General features: G+C 72.6%; 16 protein-coding genes. 6 read left to right on the top strand and 10 right to left on the bottom strand.

The window, feature by feature from the left end; all coding sequences use genetic code 11:
- The first annotated feature begins 24 nt into the window (after positions 1-24).
- Complete coding sequence (locus tag NI26_RS01705) at positions 25-936, top strand: LysR family transcriptional regulator (protein WP_066651761.1); 912 nt, start codon at positions 25-27, stop codon at positions 934-936.
- Between the two features lie 146 nt (positions 937-1,082).
- Here the strand turns inward: NI26_RS01705 and purB are convergent, their stop codons facing one another.
- The 3 genes from purB to NI26_RS01720 form a co-directional block, all read right to left on the bottom strand.
- Positions 1,083-2,468 carry an adenylosuccinate lyase gene (gene purB, locus NI26_RS01710; RefSeq protein WP_066651763.1) on the bottom strand — a complete coding sequence of 462 codons (1,386 nt, stop codon included), beginning with the start codon at positions 2,466-2,468 and terminating at the stop codon, positions 1,083-1,085.
- Positions 2,465-2,977, bottom strand: a complete 513-nt coding sequence (locus tag NI26_RS01715; protein ID WP_066657642.1) for a low molecular weight protein-tyrosine-phosphatase — start codon at positions 2,975-2,977, stop codon at positions 2,465-2,467. The genes purB and NI26_RS01715 overlap by 4 nt, the downstream gene beginning before the upstream one ends.
- Before the next feature lie 188 nt (positions 2,978-3,165).
- Complete coding sequence (locus NI26_RS01720; RefSeq protein ID WP_066651768.1) at positions 3,166-3,564, bottom strand: phage holin family protein; 399 nt, start codon at positions 3,562-3,564, stop codon at positions 3,166-3,168.
- Positions 3,565-3,614: 50 nt separating this feature from the next.
- On the opposite strand from NI26_RS01720, the gene NI26_RS01725 reads away from it, so the two are divergent.
- The 4 genes from NI26_RS01725 to NI26_RS01740 all read left to right on the top strand — a co-directional run bounded on the left by NI26_RS01725 (position 3,615) and on the right by NI26_RS01740 (position 8,537).
- Complete coding sequence (locus NI26_RS01725; protein ID WP_066657644.1) at positions 3,615-4,694, top strand: histidinol-phosphate transaminase; 1,080 nt, start codon at positions 3,615-3,617, stop codon at positions 4,692-4,694.
- A 23-nt stretch (positions 4,695-4,717) separates the two neighbouring features.
- On the top strand, positions 4,718-5,851 hold the full coding sequence (locus NI26_RS01730; RefSeq protein WP_066651770.1) for a thiamine pyrophosphate-dependent enzyme: 1,134 nt from the start codon (positions 4,718-4,720) through the stop codon (positions 5,849-5,851).
- 89 nt (positions 5,852-5,940) lie between these two features.
- Positions 5,941-6,900 (top strand): alpha-ketoacid dehydrogenase subunit beta, encoded by a 960-nt coding sequence (locus tag NI26_RS01735; protein ID WP_066657646.1) that lies wholly within the window; start codon positions 5,941-5,943, stop codon positions 6,898-6,900.
- A gap of 32 nt (positions 6,901-6,932) precedes the next feature.
- Positions 6,933-8,537: a dihydrolipoamide acetyltransferase family protein gene (locus NI26_RS01740; protein WP_066651772.1), complete on the top strand. Its 1,605-nt coding sequence runs from the start codon at positions 6,933-6,935 to the stop codon at positions 8,535-8,537.
- A 52-nt stretch (positions 8,538-8,589) separates the two neighbouring features.
- Here NI26_RS01740 and NI26_RS01745 read toward each other — a convergent pair whose 3' ends face one another.
- Complete coding sequence (locus NI26_RS01745) at positions 8,590-9,429, bottom strand: hypothetical protein (protein ID WP_066651774.1); 840 nt, start codon at positions 9,427-9,429, stop codon at positions 8,590-8,592.
- Positions 9,426-10,478 (bottom strand): hypothetical protein, encoded by a 1,053-nt coding sequence (locus NI26_RS01750; protein WP_066651776.1) that lies wholly within the window; start codon positions 10,476-10,478, stop codon positions 9,426-9,428. Before NI26_RS01750 ends, NI26_RS01745 begins: the two co-directional genes overlap by 4 nt.
- 160 nt (positions 10,479-10,638) lie before the next feature.
- On the opposite strand from NI26_RS01750, the gene NI26_RS01755 reads away from it, so the two are divergent.
- Positions 10,639-11,211 carry a GNAT family N-acetyltransferase gene (locus tag NI26_RS01755; protein ID WP_066651778.1) on the top strand — a complete coding sequence of 191 codons (573 nt, stop codon included), beginning with the start codon at positions 10,639-10,641 and terminating at the stop codon, positions 11,209-11,211.
- A gap of 30 nt (positions 11,212-11,241) precedes the next feature.
- Here the strand turns inward: NI26_RS01755 and NI26_RS01760 are convergent, their stop codons facing one another.
- From NI26_RS01760 to NI26_RS01780, 5 genes are all read right to left on the bottom strand, one after another.
- Positions 11,242-11,892 (bottom strand): ATP-binding cassette domain-containing protein, encoded by a 651-nt coding sequence (locus NI26_RS01760; protein ID WP_066651783.1) that lies wholly within the window; start codon positions 11,890-11,892, stop codon positions 11,242-11,244.
- On the bottom strand, positions 11,889-13,913 hold the full coding sequence (locus NI26_RS01765) for a hypothetical protein (RefSeq protein WP_066651784.1): 2,025 nt from the start codon (positions 13,911-13,913) through the stop codon (positions 11,889-11,891). Before NI26_RS01765 ends, NI26_RS01760 begins: the two co-directional genes overlap by 4 nt.
- Positions 13,914-13,936: 23 nt before the next feature.
- Positions 13,937-14,335, bottom strand: coding sequence for a lactococcin 972 family bacteriocin (locus NI26_RS01770; RefSeq protein WP_066651785.1), 399 nt, complete (start codon positions 14,333-14,335; stop codon positions 13,937-13,939).
- 83 nt (positions 14,336-14,418) lie between these two features.
- A complete protein-coding gene (locus NI26_RS01775; RefSeq protein WP_066651787.1) occupies positions 14,419-15,711 on the bottom strand; it encodes an alpha/beta hydrolase in 1,293 nt (430 codons plus the stop codon).
- Entirely contained in the window at positions 15,708-17,741 is a 2,034-nt protein-coding gene (locus NI26_RS01780) for a bifunctional lysylphosphatidylglycerol flippase/synthetase MprF (RefSeq protein WP_066651789.1), read from the bottom strand. The genes NI26_RS01775 and NI26_RS01780 overlap by 4 nt, the downstream gene beginning before the upstream one ends.
- Between the last annotated feature and the right edge of the window lie 73 nt (positions 17,742-17,814).

Consider the following 17,814-nt stretch of genomic DNA (forward strand, 5'->3'; position numbering starts at 1 on the left):
ACAGCATCGTTGTAGGGTCCCTGCATGGTCGGCTTCGACATCGCCCTGCTGCCGGTCCTCCGCGAGCTCGCGGAACGGGGGAGCGTCACCGCGGTCGCAGCAGCCACGCACCGCACCCCGAGCGCGGTGTCGCAACAGCTCCGCACGCTGCAGCGCCAGGCCGGCGTACCCCTGGTCGAGCGCGTCGGGCGCGGCGTGCGCCTCACCGCGGACGGCCGGGCACTCGCCGACATGGCCACCGGTGTCGCGACCGCGCTCGCCACGGTGGAGTCGGCGTGGTCGGAGCACCTCGCGGGGGTGAGCGGGACGGTCGACCTCGCGGTGTTCCCCTCGGCGGCCGAGCTGCTGCTGCCGGGGCTCCTCACGCGCATGCGCGAGCACCCGGGCATCGTCCTCGAGCTCTCGGACGTCGACGTCAGCGAGGGGGAGTTCGCGCCGCTCACCGCCGACCACGACGTCGTCATCGGGCACCGCCCGGACGGTGCCCGCCGCCCCGACGGCGCCGTCGAGACGGTCGCGCTGCTCCGGGAACCGCTCGACGTCGCCCTGCCGCTCGACCACCCGCTCGCCGACCGGGAGCGCGTCGGCATCGAGGACGTCGTCGACGAGACCTGGATCGGCGTGCCCGAGGACTACCCGATCGACCGCGTGCTGATCGCGATGGCCGCGGCGTCCGACACCCCGCCGTCGGTGGCGTTCCGCACGATCCACCTGCCCGTCATCGAGAACCTGGTGGCCGCGGGGCACGGCATCGCGCTCGTGCCCCGGTACACGTCGGGCACGCGTGCGGCGGGACGGTTCCGGTTGGCGACGCTCGCCGACGTGCGGGCGGGCCGGAGGATCGAGGCGCTCGCCCGTCCGGACCGCGCGGTCCGTCCCGCGGTCCGCACCGTCCTGGAGGCGTTGGTCGCCGAGGCACGGGCCGTCACCACCTGAGGTGGTGACGTGCGCGGCGGGGCCGCCTCGCGCCTCCCGTCCGCTGCGCCCGCTCGCGGTCTCGCGGAACGCAACGACGGCGGCCGCTCGCAGGGGTGTACCGCTGCGAGGAGCCGCCGTCGTCGCGTGTTGCGGAAGGGGTCGGACTAGACGTCCAGGCGGTCGACGAGCTCGTCGGCCAGGCCCGTGTAGGTGCCGGGCGTGAGGTTCGTCAGTCGTGCCTTGGCACCCGACGAGATGTCGAGGCCGTTCACGAACGCGACGAGCTCGTCCTGGCCGATGCGCTTGCCCCGCGTGAGCTCCTTGAGCATCGCGTAGGGGTCCTCGATGTTCGACTGCCCGGCGGTGACCTCGGCGCGGATGACCGTCTGGATCGCCTCGCCGAGCACCTCCCAGTTGTGGTCGAGGTCCTCGGCCAGCCGGGTCTCGTTCACCGCGATCTCGCCGAGCCCGCGACGCAGGTTGTCGAGCGCGAGCAGCGAGTGCCCGAACGCGACGCCGACGTTCCGCTGCGTGGTCGAGTCGGTCAGGTCGCGCTGCAGGCGGCTCGTCACGAGGGTCTCGGACAGCGTCGAGAACAGCGCCGACGAGATCTCGAGGTTCGCCTCGGCGTTCTCGAACCGGATCGGGTTGATCTTGTGCGGCATCGTCGACGACCCCGTGGCACCGGCCACCGGGATCTGCGTGAAGTAGCCCATCGAGATGTAGGTCCACACGTCGGTCGCCAGGTTGTGCAGGATCCGGTTCGCGTGGCGCACCCGGTCGTACAGCTCGGCCTGCCAGTCGTGCGACTCGATCTGCGTCGTCAGGGGGTTCCACGTCAGGCCGAGCCCCTCGACGAATTCCTTCGACAGCGCGGGCCAGTCGGCCTCGGGGTCGGCGGCGAGGTGCGCCGAGAAGGTCCCGGTGGCGCCGGAGAACTTGCCGAGGTACTCGCCGTGCTCGATCTGCGTCAGGACGCGCTCGAGGCGGTAGACGACCACCGCGAGCTCCTTGCCCAGCGTCGTCGGCGTCGCGGGCTGCCCGTGCGTGTGCGAGAGCATCGGCACGGCGCGGAGCTGCTCCGCCATGGTGCGGAGCGTCGCCAGGACGGAGCGGTAGGCGGGCAGCCAGACCTGGTCGACGGTGTCCCGCACCGTCAGTGCGTAGGACAGGTTGTTGACGTCCTCGCTGGTGCAGGCGAAGTGCGTCAGCTCGGCGATGGCGTCGAGTCCGAGCTCGGACAGGCGGCGACGGACGAAGTACTCGACGGCCTTGACGTCGTGCCGCGTCGTGGCCTCGATCTCGGCGAGCTCCGCGATCTGGTCGTGGCCGAAGGTCTCGACGACCCGGCGGAGCGCTGCCTTGTCGTCGATGCTCAGCGGCGAGGTGGTGAACATCGCGTGGTCGGTCAGGAAGATGAGCCACTCGACCTCGACCACGATGCGTGCGCGGTTGAGGCCGGCCTCGGAGAGGTGCTCGCCCACCGTGTGCACGACCGGGTAGTACCGCCCGTCGAGCGGGCTGATCGGCTGCGGGGGAAGGGGGGTCATGGGGCTCCCTGACGGACTGCCGGTTCGAGTTGGCGGAAGAGCGCCCGGCAGGCACGCTCGACGGTCGAGAGCACTCGGTCGAACTCGTGCCGGTCCGCGTAGTACGGGTCCGGCACGTCGGCCTGCTGGGGCCAGGCGTCGTCGTACCGCAGCAGGAGCGTCACCTTGGCGGCGTCGTCCATGGTCGGTGCCCACGAGCGCAGGACGCGTTCGTGGGAGCGGTCGAGTGCGACCACCAGGTCGAGGTCCGGGAACCGGTCCGGGTCGAACTGGCGGGCGCGATGCCTGCTGCCATCGTATCCGCGCGCTGCGAGTGCCGCGATCGTGCGCTCGTCCGCGGGCTCGCCGACGTGCCAGTCACCGGTGCCCGCCGACTCGACGACGAAGCGGTCGGCCATGCCGGCGTCGGCGGCGACCTGTGCGAAGACGATGCCGGCCATGGGGGAGCGGCAGATGTTGCCGCTGCAGACGAACGAGACGCGGAACGGGGCGTCGGCGTCCGGGCTCATGTGCACATCATGGCGCACGGACGTGACGTCCGCGACGGCGGTCCGACCGGGAGGCACGGCGCGGCCCTCGCCGTCGGCACGCGTCGCGCGGGCGGCCGGCTCGGTGCGGCCCGCATCCGTCGCGCGTGCGGCCGGCACGTCGTCGCCGGCGTCCGTCGCGCCGGTGGCCGGCCCGGTACCGCCCGCGGTCACGGACGCGGGCGGTTCAGCACCGGCCGCACGAACAGCCCGATCAGCCACGAGAACACGGCGAGCACGAAGGCACCGACGATGCCCCAGCCGAAGGACTCGACCTCGAGCCCGAAGCCGATCGCGTCCGAGATCCCGGCGACGATGAGCAGCAGCACGGCGTTCACGATCAGTGAGATCAGGCCGAGCGTCAGGACGTAGAGCGGGAACGCGACGATCCGGATGATCGTGCCGATGACCGCGTTCACGAGCCCGAACACGAACGCCACGAGCAGGAACGTGAGCACCACGGCGGTGGTGTCCCCGTCGCCGAACGGGGTGACGGTGACGCCGCTCACGATGAGGGTGGTGAGCCAGAGCGCGACGGCGTTGACGACGAGGCGGACGAGGAATCGCATGCCCTCATGATGCCCGTCGCGCCCCGGACGGTCCCCGGTAGCCTGTGCGCGTGACTGACGAGCGCGTGCACATCCGGCCCGAGGTGGCCGTCCTCCCCGCGTACAAGCAGGGGCGTCAGGCAGCGCCCGACGCCTTCAAGCTGTCGAGCAACGAGAACCCGTTCCCGCCGCTGCCGGGCGTCGTCGAGGCCGTGCAGGCGCAGACGGCCTACAACCGCTACCCGGACGCCACCGCCCTGGCCGTCCGCGCCGTGCTCGCGAACCGCGCCGGACTCACCGTCGACGAGGTCCACGTCGCGCCCGGCAGCGTCGCGATCCTGCACGAGCTGGCCCGGGCGACGAGCGGCCCCGGCGACGAGGTCGTCTACGCGTGGCGCTCCTTCGAGGCCTACCCGGGTGTCGTGACGGTCGCCGGTGCCACGAGCGTGCAGGTGCCGAACCGCCCGGACGGCGGCCACGACCTCGACGCCATGGCCGACGCCGTGACCGACCGCACCCGCATGGTCATCGTCTGCTCGCCCAACAACCCGACCGGTCCCGTCGTCACGGGCGCTGAGTTCGAGACGTTCATGGCGCGCGTGCCGTCGACCGTGCTCGTCGTGCTCGACGAGGCCTACGCCGAGTTCGTCACCGAGCCCACCGCGGTCCGTGGCACGCCGCTGCTCGAGCGGTACCCGAACCTCGTCGTCCTCCGCACGTTCTCCAAGGCGTACGGACTCGCGGGCCTGCGCGTCGGGTACGCGTTCGGTCCGGCGTACGTGCTCGACGCCGTCCGTGCCTGCGCGATCCCGTTGTCGGTGACGGCGCAGGGCCAGGCGGCGGCGCTCGCGAGCCTGGAGCGCGAGACGGAGCTGCTCGACCGCGTCGCCGAGCTCGCGGCGAGCCGTGACCGCATCGTCGCCGCGCTGCGCGGCCAGGGCTGGGACGTCCCGGACGCCCAGGGCAACTTCGTGTGGCTGCCGACCGGGGAGCTGACGGCCCACGCGGCCGAGCGCTTCGAGGCCGCCGGCATCATCGTGCGGGCCTTCGGGAACGAGGGCATCCGGGTGTCGATCGGGGAGCACGAGGCTGTGGAAACGCTCCTCGAAACGGCGGGGTCGCTTGTGGGGGACCTCCAGGCGGCCCGGTAGGCCCTGGCGTTACGCTGACCGACATGTCATTCCACGCCGCGGCCCCCGCGACGGCCACCGTCCGGATCCTCGACCCCGAGGGCCGGTTCGTGGAGACCGACGAGAACGCCGAGTACGCCGCCGTCGCGCGGACGATCCCGGACGAGACCCTGCTGGCGATGCACCGCCGCATGGTGCTCACGCGTCGGTTCGACCACGCGGGCCACAACCTCCAGCGCACCGGTCAGCTCGGCCTCTGGGTCCCGAGCCACGGACAGGAGGCCGCGCAGGTCGGCTCCGTCTTCGCCCTCCGCGCACAGGACCACGTCTTCCCGTCGTACCGCGAGCACGCCGTCACGATGCACCGCGGTGTCGAGCCGATGGAGATCATCGCGATGTACCGCGGCCAGACGCACGGCGGCTGGGACCCGGACGAGCGCGGCAACACCCACATCTCGACGCTGGTGATCGGGTCGCAGACGCTGCACGCGACGGGCTACGCGCTCGGTCAGCAGCTCGACGGCGACGTGGGCACCGGTGACCCCGACCGCGACGCCTGCACCATCGTGTACTTCGGCGACGGCGCGACCAGCCAGGGCGACGTGAACGAGGCGTACGTCTTCGCCGCGTCGACGAAGGCCCCTGTCGTCTTCTTCCTGCAGAACAACCACTGGGCGATCTCGGTGCCGGTGTCGGTGCAGTCGCCGACCCCGCTCGTCGACCGCCCGCGCGGCTTCGGGATCCCGAGCGTCCGCGTCGACGGCAACGACGTCCTGGCGTCGTACACGGCGTCCCTCGTCGCGACCGACCACGCCCGCTCCGGGCAGGGGCCGGCGTTCGTCGAGGCCGAGACCTACCGCATCGGCGCGCACACGAGCTCTGACGACCCGACCCGCTACCGCCTCGACGACGAGCTCACCTCGTGGGTGGAGCGCGACCCGATCGCCCGTTCGGCCGCGTACCTGCGCAGCCGCGGCGTCACCGACGAGCAGCTCGCGCGCTTCGACGAGGAGGGCGAGGACATCGCCGCCGACGTCCGACGGGCGACCGTGGCCCTGACCCCGCCGTCGGTGGACGTCATGTTCGACAACGTGTACCGCGAGCCGCACCCGGTCACCACCGCGCAGAAGGCCTGGCTCGAGCAGTACGAGGCCGGGTACGAAGGGGGCTCCCACTGATGAGCACGACCGAGCAGCTCTTCGACTACACGCTCCGCGCCCACCCCGGTGCGGGCGAGGTCCCCAGCGAGCCCGTGCAGACCCTGCCGATGGCCAAGGCGCTCAACGCCGGCCTCGCCGCCGCGATGGCCGCGGACGACAAGGTCCTGCTCATGGGCGAGGACATCGGCCAGCTGGGCGGGGTCTTCCGCATCACCGAGGGCCTGCAGGAGCGGTTCGGTGCCGAGCGCGTCCGTGACACCCCGCTCGCCGAGGCCGGCATCATCGGCACCGCGATCGGCCTGGCCCTGCGCGGCTACCGTCCGGTGGTCGAGATCCAGTTCGACGGCTTCGTCTGGCCGGGCTTCGACCAGATCACCTCGCAGCTCGCCAAGATGCAGAACCGCCTGCCGCAGCACATGTCGCTGCCGGTCGTCATCCGCATCCCCTACGGCGGGCACATCGGCGCCGTGGAGCACCACCAGGAGTCCCCGGAGGCGTACTTCGCGCACACCCCGGGCCTGCGCGTGGTCAGCCCGAGCACGCCGAACGACGCGTACTGGATGATCCAGGAGGCGATCGCGTCGAAGGACCCGGTCGTGTTCCTCGAGCCGAAGTCCCGCTACTGGCCGAAGGGCGAGGTCGACCTCGTCGACGGCCACGTCCCGATGCACACCACGCGCGTCGCCCGGACCGGCACCGAGGTCACCCTCGTCGGCCACGGCGCGATGGTGGCGACCCTCATGCAGGCTGCGGACATCGCCGAGGCCGAGGGCACCAGCTGCGAGGTCATCGACCTCCGCTCCATCTCGCCGATCGACTGGGAGCCGTTGCTGACCTCGGTCCGCAAGACCGGCCGGGTCGTCATCGCGCAGGAGGCCTCCGGCTTCGTCAGCGTCGGCAGCGAGATCGCCGCGACCGTCGCCGAGCAGTGCTTCTACACGATGCAGGCGCCGCCGATCCGGGTCTCCGGGTTCGACGTCCCGTTCCCGGTGTCGAAGCTCGAACACCTCCACCTGCCGGACGCGGACCGTGTCCTCGAGGCCGTCGACCGCGCCCTCGCATACTGACCGAGCCGTCCAGATCGTTCGAAGGAGCCGCAGTGCCCGCCGCCGAATTCCCCCTGCCCGACGTGGGCGAAGGCCTGACCGAGGCCGAGATCGTGCAGTGGCGCGTCGCGATCGGGGACGAGGTCGCCGTCGACCAGGTCCTGGTCGAGATCGAGACCGCGAAGTCGCTCGTCGAGCTGCCGTCGCCGTTCGCCGGGACCGTCACGGGGCTGCTCGTCTCCGAGGGTGACACCGTCGAGGTCGGCAAGCCGATCATCCGGGTCGACTCGGACGTGCAGGTCGCGTCGACGTCCGCCCAGCCGGGAGGCCCGTCCACCGTCGCCGACAGCGTCCCGGCCTCGCCGGACGTCGCCGTCACCCCGCCTGCCGCAGCGGCCGCTCCGGCTCCCGTCGCGCAGACGCCGCCGGCGCCCGTGCAGCAGACCCCGCCGGCACCGGCCGCCGCCCCGGCCGCACCCGCAGCGGCCGCACCGGCAGCTGCTGCTCCGCAGCAACCGCGGCACGCGGCTCCGTCGCAGCCGGTCGCTGACCACGCGACCGTCGTCGGCTCCGACGAGTCGTCCGGCGCCGTCCTGGTCGGGTACGGCTCCGCGACCACGTCCCCGTCCCGCCGGAAGCCGGGCGCCCGCCGGGCCGCAGCGCTCGCCGCCGAGGCGAGCCGTGCCTCCAGTGCGGACGCCGTCGCCGCGGCCGAGGCCGCCTCGGACCCGGGCGAGGACAGCATCTCGCAGGCCGTCGGCGAGCAGGGCTCCCGACCGCGCAAGGCCGTCGTGTCGGGCATCGTCCTGGCGAAGCCGCCGATCCGGAAGCTCGCGAAGGACCTGGACGTCGACCTGACCGAGGTCGTGCCGACGGGTCTCGCCGGCGAGGTCACGCGCGACGACGTCATCCGGCACGCGAAGCAGGCCGGCGTCTTCCGCAACATCGAGACGCCCGAGTGGGGCGACGTCCGCCGCGAGACCATCCCGGTCAAGGGCGTGCGGAAGGCCATCGCGAAGGCGATGACCACGTCGAAGTTCACGGCGCCGCACGTGTCCCTGTTCGTCGACGTCGACGCGACCCGCACCATGGAGTTCGTCAAGCGCCTGAAGTCCTCGCCGACGTTCGCCGGTGTCAAGGTCTCGCCGCTGCTCGTCTTCGCCAAGGCGGTCATCTGGGCCGTCCGTCGGAACCGGTCGGTGAACTCGACCTGGACCGACCAGGAGATCATCGTCCACCACTTCGTGAACCTCGGCATCGCCGCGGCGACCCCGCGTGGGCTCATCGTGCCGAACATCAAGGACGCGCAGGACATGTCCCTGTTCGAGCTCGCGAAGGCGCTCGAGGACCTGACGCTCACCGCCCGCGACGGCAAGACCACGCCGCAGCAGATGGCCGACGGCACCGTGACGATCACGAACATCGGTGTCTTCGGCATGGACACCGGCACCCCGATCCTCAACCCGGGCGAGGTCGCCATCGTCGCGATGGGCACGATCAAGCCGAAGCCGTGGGTCGTCGACGGCGAGGTCCGCTCGCGCATGGTGACCACGATCGGTGCCTCGTTCGACCACCGGGTCGTCGACGGCGATGTGGCCTCGCGCTTCGTGCACGACATCGCCTCGGTGCTCGAGGAGCCGGCGCTGCTGCTCGACTGACGCCTGGGTCCCGGCGGTGCTGTGGGGTTCCGCAGCGCCGGGCCGGCGTCACTCAGGCGCGCGAGCGCAGCTCGTCGATGCGCCCTGCGACCGCAGCGCGGAAGGCGGAGACCGCGACGACGGCGTCGAGTGCGTGGCTCTCCGGAGGCTCCGCGCTGCCCGCGGCCGTGGAGAGTTCCGAGTACGCACGCGCGCCGGTCGCATCCGCGCTCGTGAAGAGGTCACAGACGGCGACGACCGCGTCGGCCCGGTCGCGCTCGGAGACCGGCTCGAGGACGGTGAGCACGGCGTCGGCGGCACGGGGTCTCCCGGAGCGGAGATCGGCCACGAGGACCCAGGCGAAGTCGTAGAGATCCTTGTCCGCGCGACGCCAGTAGGCGCTCGCGCCCTTCGCGGCGACGTACCCGCCGAGTCCGGTGATGGGCGCCTGTTCCCCGTTGATCTGCGTCGCGTGGACGTCGTGGAGCGCCGGCCCCGGTCCCCGGAGGTTCTTGGCGCCGAGCACCGAGCAGCCCGGCAGCGCGATCTCCTGGTCGATGTTGTCCGGGACGTCCACCAGGAACTCGACCAGGACGGGGAAGCCCCCGACGTCGAGCAGCCACCGCCAACCGGTGTTCGGGGTGGCCGTGACGAACCCGGCGGCCAGGAGTGCGTGCTCCAGCCACGCGAAGTCGAGGTCGTCCCGGTCGTACACGAGGCCGATGTCGATCAGGACGTCGACGTCGTTCGTGCCTTGGTGGGGCTCGTCCGACTCCACGAGGTGCTCCGGCACGAGGCCCCCGATGAGCAGCAGATCGCGTCGGCGGTCGCCCACCGCGCGCAGCAACGACGCGTACGCCGTCTCGGCGAGCGCTCGGGCACCCCGGCTCCGCGTCGATGGGTCCGAGCTCACGAGACCACCTGGAGCATCGTGGCGCGGAAGGACTCTGCTGCCTCACGCTCGCGGTCCGTGCCCGCGGCGAGGTCAGCGTAGACACGAGCGGGCGCGGCGACTCGGCGACCATCGACGATGCTGGCGGTCCTCTCGATGACGGGCGTGGTCGGTGCGAGTCTGATCCGCGGCACGGAAGCGGGGATCAGTCGGGCGCGTCGGGTCGCTTCGTCGATCCCGCGCCAGGCGTCCGGACTCGCGACGTAGGCGGTCACGACCCATCCGCCGGTCAGCGTGGGGCGGGACAGCTCGCTCGCTGCGGCTCCGGTCAGGACGAGCTCATCGCCGAACGCCTCGACGAGTTGCTCCACGATGCGAGCGGGGTCCCGGTGGACCGAGTGGAAGCCGTCGAAGCGTCGGCGTTGCTCACCCGTCCACCGTGACCAGGAGTCGAACATCGCCGGCCCGTTCGCGACGACCCGGCTCCGGGGTCGAAGGCCCGGTGCCGTCCACTGCTGCGCATCGAGGAGCGCGTAGGTGCCGGCGACGGTCCCGAGGGATCGACCGCTCATACGGGCAACCGTCTCGACATCCGGTACGTCGCTCGCTCCCGCCGTGGCGGGGTCCTGCTTCGTCAGGACGGCGAGCAGCGCTTCCGTGACGTCAGCCCGGGCAGGGCTCCATGTCAGCGGACGATCAGCAGGGCGGGACGGCGAAGCGCCGTCCCGGTCGACCCACACGGTACCGAGACGGAGCTCCGCGGATCCGTCGCGCCCGACCCACGACGCGCCCTCGGAGCGGAGCAGCTGTCGTGCTCCTGGTGACACGGTGTGGGCAGCGATCACGATGAGGTCGCCGTGCTCTCGTGCTGCGCGCACTTCCGGGTCGATCAGTGCTCGTTGCACGTCCCTCGGGTAGCCGTAGCCGGCCCAGGAGACGACGAGGCGGCGACGGGATCCGTCGGGCAGTGTTGCCGTCCAGCTCCCGTCGCGTCTCGGTGAGAGGACGACCGAGCCGTTCGGGAGCGCTTCCGCCAGTGCGGTGATCGCGAACTCTTCAGTGTTCGGCACGTTTTCACTGTACAGTGAAAACGTCCTTCATGCTGAAAAATCGGTGATTGTGTACTCGTTGGGCGGCCCCGGGCTGCGCGAAGCCGCAGTCCGGGGCCGGATCGCGCGGACGTCGCGTGGTGTCCACCCACTTGTCGGGGGTCGGGGTGATGATCGGACCATGGCCCACCAGCTCCTGACCCCACAGCAGGAGATCCGGACGGATCGCCTGGTGCTGACACCGCTCACGCCCGCCGACATCGACGACGTGCACGCGGTGTTCTCCGACGCGCGGACCTGGGGACACCTGCCCTCCGGGCGGCACACCGACCGTGCGACGACGGTCGACCTCGTGCAGCGCAAGATCGGCGGTCGGGCCCGGTACGGCCTCGGTTCGTGGACGGTCCGCACGACGGACGGAGCGTTCGTCGGGGTCGGCGGCGTCGACATGACGACGGCGGGGGTCTGGAACCTCGGCTACCGGTTGGCTCCCGCGGCCTGGGGGAACGGGTACGCCGGCGAGCTCGCGCGCGCAGCCGTGGCCGAAGCGCACCGCGCAGCTCCCTGCGCGCCGGTGACCGGCCGGGTGCTGACGAACAACCCGGCGTCGGCCGCTGTGCTGCGGAAGGTGGGGCTGTCGCTCGTCTGGCAGGGGTCGGCGTCGGTCGCTGCTCCGGACGGCGTGCTCGGTCAGGTGTGGACCGACCGCGAACTCACCGACGACCAGTTCGCCTGGCTCGTCCGCAACGCCTGAGGGGCGGACGGCGCCGAGGAGCGGGCCTGCTCAGGGTCCGCCTCGATGGTCCCGAGCATCCCGGAGGGCGATCACGCGTGCCGCGCGCCGTGTGACCGACGGCGCGTGCGTCGCGATGAGGACCGCGGCGCCCGCGGCCGCGAACGACTCGAGCCGGTCGAGCACCAACGCAGCGTTGTCGGCATCGAGCGCGCTGGTCGGCTCGTCGGCGAGGATGACGGACGGCTGCTTGACGAGGAGCCTCGCGAGCGCGACGCGCTGTTGCTCGCCGCCGCTCAGCTCGTGGGTGCGGGCGGACGAGCGTCCGCCGAGTCCGACCTGTTCGAGCGCCGCGCCGGTGGAGAGGCCTCGACGACGGCCGCGTCCGGTCGGTCGGGCGAGGTCGACGTTCGCCCCCACGGTTGCATCGTGGACCAGCCCGAAGTCCTGGAACAGGTAGCCGATGTGGTCCCGGCGGAGCAGGCGCGCGCGGCGTGCGCTCCGTCCCGCGTCCACACCGCCGATGCGGATCGTCCCGGAGTCGACCCGGTCGATGTGGCCGACGCAGTCGAGCAGCGTCGACTTGCCGCAGCCGCTGGGCCCCGTGAGCGCCACGACCTCGCCGGCGTCGACCGAGAAGGTGAGGTCCTCCCAGAGCGTGCGACCGCCCCGCTGCTTGCTGACGGTCAGGACGTCGATCATCGTGCTTCGTCTCCTCGGGACCTGTCGGTGCCCCGGGCCGTGCCCAGGACGATCACGGTGCTCACGATCGACACCACCACCGCGGCCGCGATCGCGAGCAGCGCTGCCGGAGTGGCCGTCTGCGTCAGCGGGTCCAGCGTCGAGACCCGCCACGATGCATCCGGCCTGAGCCGGGACCACGCCGCACCCGCCGCGACAGCTGCGACGGCGACGGACACCACCTCGACGGCGAGCAGGTCGGCGTCGGCCCGTACCGGGTGGACACCTGCGACGGTCTTCGCGAACCTGGCCCGGCCGTGCCGGCGACGGTGTGCCGACGTCGCGAGCACAGCGAGCGCGACCGACACCACGGCACCGCTCACGACCGCAGCGGACTGGGCGACGACCGTCCGCCGGGCACCGCGTGCGGTCTCCGCTGCCGCCTGTCCGACGTCCACCACGGCACTGATCTCCGAGCCGACCCCGGCAGCGTGGATCGCCCGCTCCGCGCGCGCACGGTCGCGGAACGCGACGTCGCCGGTCGACAGCCACGAGCCGAGCTGGTCCGCCGAGAACATCGTGGCCGGCGTCGGGACGACCACCAGGACGGCGTCGTCGACCCATCCCCGGACCCGGCCGCCGTCCGGGTACGTCCAGAGCTCCGGCGTGCCGAGCCGCCCGACGGTGACGTCCCGGGTGGCCGCAGCGGGCGCGTCGCGGAAGTCCCAGTCGGTGAGCGACCTGACGAGCGCGTCCGGGTCGAGCCTGCTGCGCTCGGGGAGCCAGACGGTCGGCGTCGCACCGGCACGGATGCGGGTGCCGTCCGCCGCGCGGACGTCCTGGAGTCGGAGGTACTCGGCGTCGACGAAGAGCGCGGACACCCCCGCGCCGCCCTCGCCGGTCGAGACCTCCCTGAGCGCGGTGAGCAGTGCGTCGTGGTCCTGCAGTGCGCCACCGGCGAACCGGCCGAGCCGGTCCCAGTACGCCTGTGACTCGATCGGTCGGGGGTCCGGCGTGATCCACAGCTGCACGACCGTCCCTGCCGCCCGGAGGTCCCGATCGGTGCCGGACGTCCGCGCCACGACCTCGGCGCCGACGAGACCGCTCACCGCGGCGACGAGCAGCAGTGTCGCCGCCAGCCGTGCGATGCGCGCGAGCCCGACGATCCCACCCGGTGGCCGCGAGCCACGCAGCGAGTCGACCAGGGGGCGTCGGCAGGCGAGGAGGACGCCCGTCGCGTGCGCGAGCAGCACCGGCGTGAGCAGCGCGGCGCAGAGCAGCGCGGACGCGGCGACGAGTGCCGGCCACTGCGCTGCGCGGTTGACGATCCAGACGCCGACGCCGGCGAGTGGCGCGCCGACGAGCAGGACCGCCGCGCTCGTCCCCAGCGCACTCAGCTCCTGCCGCAGGATCCGCACGGCACTCTGCCCGTGCAGTCGGCGGACCGCGCAGCGCCGCGGCGAGCCGACCGTCGCCACCAGGCACGCGGTGGCCGATCCGAGCACCAGGATGCCGACCAGACCGAGGGTGCCGTCTACCGTCTCGCCGATGCCGAGTCGAGTCAGGGCCCGGATCGACTCGGTCGTCGCTCCGTAGCCGACCGAGTCGAAGGCGCGGACCAGGTCGTGGCGGGCGGCATCGTCGCCGAACAGCTCGTACGTGCCGGTCGGGTCGACGCGGTCGAGGTCGGCCATCGGTCGGACCCGGGTCGAGACCGCACTGGAGAAGTCCGGGTAGCCGTCACGGAGCCACTGCTCACCGAGCGTCCCCGGAGCGTCGGTCACGAGCGCTGTCCGGCGTCCGTCCGGGTCCGCGCGGTCGGCGACCATCCGGACGACGGTCGCGTGGTGTTCCTCGGCGACGCGGGTGATCGCTCCGGCGATGATCCGGTTCGACCGCGCCGCGCCGCCGAGGGAGACGGTGACCGAGGACGTCGCCCCGACCACGCTGGTCTCGTCCGCCACGGTGAGTCCGACGAAGGCGAGGACGAACGCGAGGACGGGCGGAATGGCGTAGGCGAGTACCAGTGCACGGGGTCGCATGCGGTTCTCAGGACCGTCGACGGTCAGCAGTTGTGGTAGTAGGCCTGGTTCCCGCTGAACTTCTTCGGGGTGATCGCGTAGGCGTACCGACCGCCGGGGACACCCGTGACCTGCCTCGACTTCTTCCCGACCGCGGTCGCGCCGTGGCAGCGCTTCTCGCGGAAGTAGTTCGACCAGACGTCACTGCTGCCGACGCCCCACTGCCAGAAGCTCCCGCCCCCGCCGTCACTCCGCTGCAGGACCGAGGAGCGACGCTCTCCGGACGTTCCGGCACCGGAGTCGGGGATGACGATCCCGCCCGCTTCCGAGCCCTGCCCGAGCACCTCGGTCGGGCTCGCGACCGCCACCGTCGCGGTCCCGCCGACGACCAGCCCGATCGTCAGCGTGAGTCCGATCAGGACCTGCTTCCCCTTGTGTTCCATGTCGTCACCCTTCCGTTCGTCTGATGTGTCCGATCAGCGTGACGGAGCGCTTCGGGTGATGTCAAACATCGAATGTACGATATTCAGATCTGCGATCGAGGTTCCGCCGCGGACAACGCGTCCGCGAACGGCCCGACGTACGTCCGGAACGACCACTGCACGGTGTTCCAGTCGTGACCGCTGCCCGGCGCTGATCCGACCTCGACCCGGGCCCCTGCCTCCCGCGCGGCCGCACCGAGCTCCCGTGCGTTCTCGCTGAACTCCCGGTCGGACGACCCGGCGGTCAGCCAGAGGGCGTGGCCGTCCAGCCCGTGCTCCCGCATCTGTGCGATCGGTGCCGCCGCCTGCCAGGCCGCCACGGATCCGCCGAACGCCTGGTCGGCGCTGTGCTGCGGGCCCTGGTCGATCGGCTGGAGCTCGCTCGACACCGCCAGCGCCGCACCGAAGGCGGACGGGTGCCCGGTGAGGAACTGCATCGTGCACGTGCCGCCCTGCGAGAACCCGGTCAGCCCCCAGGCCTTCCGGTCGGTCGTCGCGGGCAGGTTCGCGTGGATCCAGGTCGGCACGTCCTGCGTCACGTAGGTCGCGACGTTCCCGAGCCGGGAGTCGACGCACATCGTGTTCCTCCCCGGCGCGGAGAGCTGGTCGACGCTCACGACGATGGGCGCCCGACCGTCGTGCGCGCGGGCGTAGGCGTCCAGGGACTCCGCCAGACGACCGGCGGTGAACAGGTCCCCGGGCGCACCCGGCTGCCCCGAGAAGGCGATGACGACGGGCAGTGGTCGCGGGTCCCGCACCAGGGCCGCCGGCGGCAGCCAGACGACGGCCGGCCGCGCGTCGAAGTGCGAGCGCGTGCCGGGGATGGTCGCGGTCCGGACGATCCCGGCGGTGGGCATCGTGTCGAGGGGAGCGGCGTCACGGTCGTAGGCGGGCCACGGGTCGCTCTGCACGACGGTGCCGAGCGTCGGGTACTTGGCGAACTCGACGTTGATGCCGAGCGCGGGCACGACGAGCGCCGCCGGCACCAGGACGATCGCGAGCGCGCGACGCCATCCGCCGCCCTGCACCAGACCGGTGACCGCGAGGGCGAGTGCCGCGCCGGCGAAGGCGCTCCACATCTGCGTGATCGGGCTCAGCGCGACGCCGAACAGGTCGACGACCTGCGTGGTGAACCAGCAGGCGGCGAGCACGACGAGCGCGGCAGCGGCAGCGATGCCGGCGCGGAGGGCCGCTCGGCGCCAGGCCTGCCGCGACCGCCACTGCCGCACGGCGGGCAGCAGGACGGCGGTCGCGAGCACGGCGAACGCCAGGTCGGCCGGCACGAGCTTGTTCGGTGCCTGCAGCTGCGTCGCGAGCAGCCACTCGACGGGGCTCACGAGCGGGCGGCCGGCTGCTCAGCCGCCGGGGCGACGTGCGCCTGGCGGAGCGCCCACAGGTGCTTGGGACGGAGCCCGGGCACGTACGCGCTGGTGAGCGCTCGCGCCACCCGGGGCGCCTGCAGCGCGCTCGGGACGACGAGCCAGAGCGGCTCGTGGCGCGCGCCGAACTTCTCCTTGAAGCGCTGCAGCGACCGGAAGCCGTAGACGGGCTCGAGCGCTCGGGCGAGGAGCGCCGACCCGCGGGCCACCCAGGACCCGGCGTCGGCGTGCGGTGCGAGCGGCGTGCCGGAGAGGCTGATCGTGGTGAGGCCGGCCTCGCGGGCGCGCAGGGCGGTCCGGGCGATCAGGAACTCCATCACCCCGGGCATCCCGTCCTCGCCGCGTCGCATGACGTCGAGCGTGTACCCGGTCAGGGCACCGTGCTCGTACACGGGCAGCCAGCTCGTCACCGCGGTCACCCGACCCTCGGCGGTCACGGCGAGCAGCAGTCGGACGTCCGGGTCCTCGAGCTCGCGGAACCCACCGAGCGTGAAGCCCATCTCCGGCAGCCGACGGTCGGCTGCCCAGCGGGTGCAGATCGCCTCGACCTGCGCGCGCTGGTCGGCGTCGAGGGCGGCGAGCGTGGTCCACTCGTCGCGGAGCCCTTCGCGGTCGGCACGGTTGGACGCGGTGCGCAGGTCCTGGCGCTTCTTGCCGCGCAGGTCGAACGTCGTCACGTCGAGCACGGACTCCACGCCCACGGGGAAGGACGCCCACCCCTCGGCCGCGAGGATCGCCCGCACCGGCTCGTGCACGCTCGTGAACGCGGGGGTCCAGCCGTTCCGCTCGCAGGCGCGGGCGAACGCGGCGACCACCTCGGCCCGGTCCGCAGCGGCGCACGCCGGGTCCGACACGGTCAGGGCGACGTCGCCGTGCACGCGGTAGGCGACGGCACCGAGTCCGTCCGGGTGCGTCCAGGTCGCGTTGCCCCGCCAGGTGCCCATGTGCCCGAGCGTGCCCGCGTCCCCCTCGCGGAGCATGCCGAGGTAGTCCTCGCCGCAGGTCGGCGTCGCACGGAAGCGAGCGCGCACCAGCTGGCCGCGGAGCACCACGATCGCCAGGAGCACGGCGGCGGGGACGGCCCAGGCCCCGAGCAGCGTGACCTGCCACTCGACCTCGTCGGTCGTCAGGCCCTGCCACTGCACGAAGCCGTCCTGCAGCGGCTCGATGAGGAACACGTCGGCGAGCACGGCGGACAGCGTCACCAGCAGGCCCGCCGCCAGGACGAGCCCGGTGCGACGGCCGCGCTGGACGAGCCAGGCGGCCCCGACCAGGAGCACCCCGACGAGCACGGTCGCCCGGTCGCTCATGGCATCGGCGAACGGCGACAGGACGCCGTCCGGCTCCGGCACGACGAGCGTCACCAGGGTGCCCGCGCCGAGGGCGACGAGCGTCGCGACGACGACCGAGCGCGGGTGGGTGACGACGGTCCGGTCGGTGCGCGGCGCGGTCGGTGCCGGCCGGGAGGCGCGGCGCACCACGAGCGCTCCGGCGGCGGTCCCGAACAGGGTCGCCAGGGCACGCGCGGTGTCGGAGCCGTGGCCGGCGAACAGCACCAGGGTGAGCACGACCGTCCACAGGACGGCCCGGACACGACGTCGGCGGGCCGGCGGCATCGTGGCGGAGGCCGCGGCGAGCAGGGCGGTCGCGACGGCGGACGGGGCGAACAGCGGCTCACCCGCGGCGGCCTCCGCGTGGGCCTCGCCCATCGCCGACCCGACCGTCACCGCCAGGAAGGTGACGCCGACGGCCGCGAGCGGGGCGCCCACGCCGACCAGGACGGTGCGCAGCGACCCGAGCGTGCGTTCCGCGAGCACCGTGACGGCCACGACGACCGCGAGGGCTGCCCAGGCGACCGGCGGGTGGTGCGGGAAGTCCGGCTCGGCGTGCGCGACGCGTGCCGTGACGGCGAGCAGGACGGAGGCGACGCCGACGCCCACGGAGACGGGGTGTCGACGGATGCTGACGACGAGCGCTGACTGGACCACGCTGCCATCACAGCCGACCCTGCCGGGTCGGTGCATCGGGCGGTGGCGTGAACACGGGTGGCCGATCGGCCAC

Source organism: Curtobacterium sp. MR_MD2014, from assembly GCF_000772085.1.
Taxonomy (GTDB): domain Bacteria; phylum Actinomycetota; class Actinomycetes; order Actinomycetales; family Microbacteriaceae; genus Curtobacterium.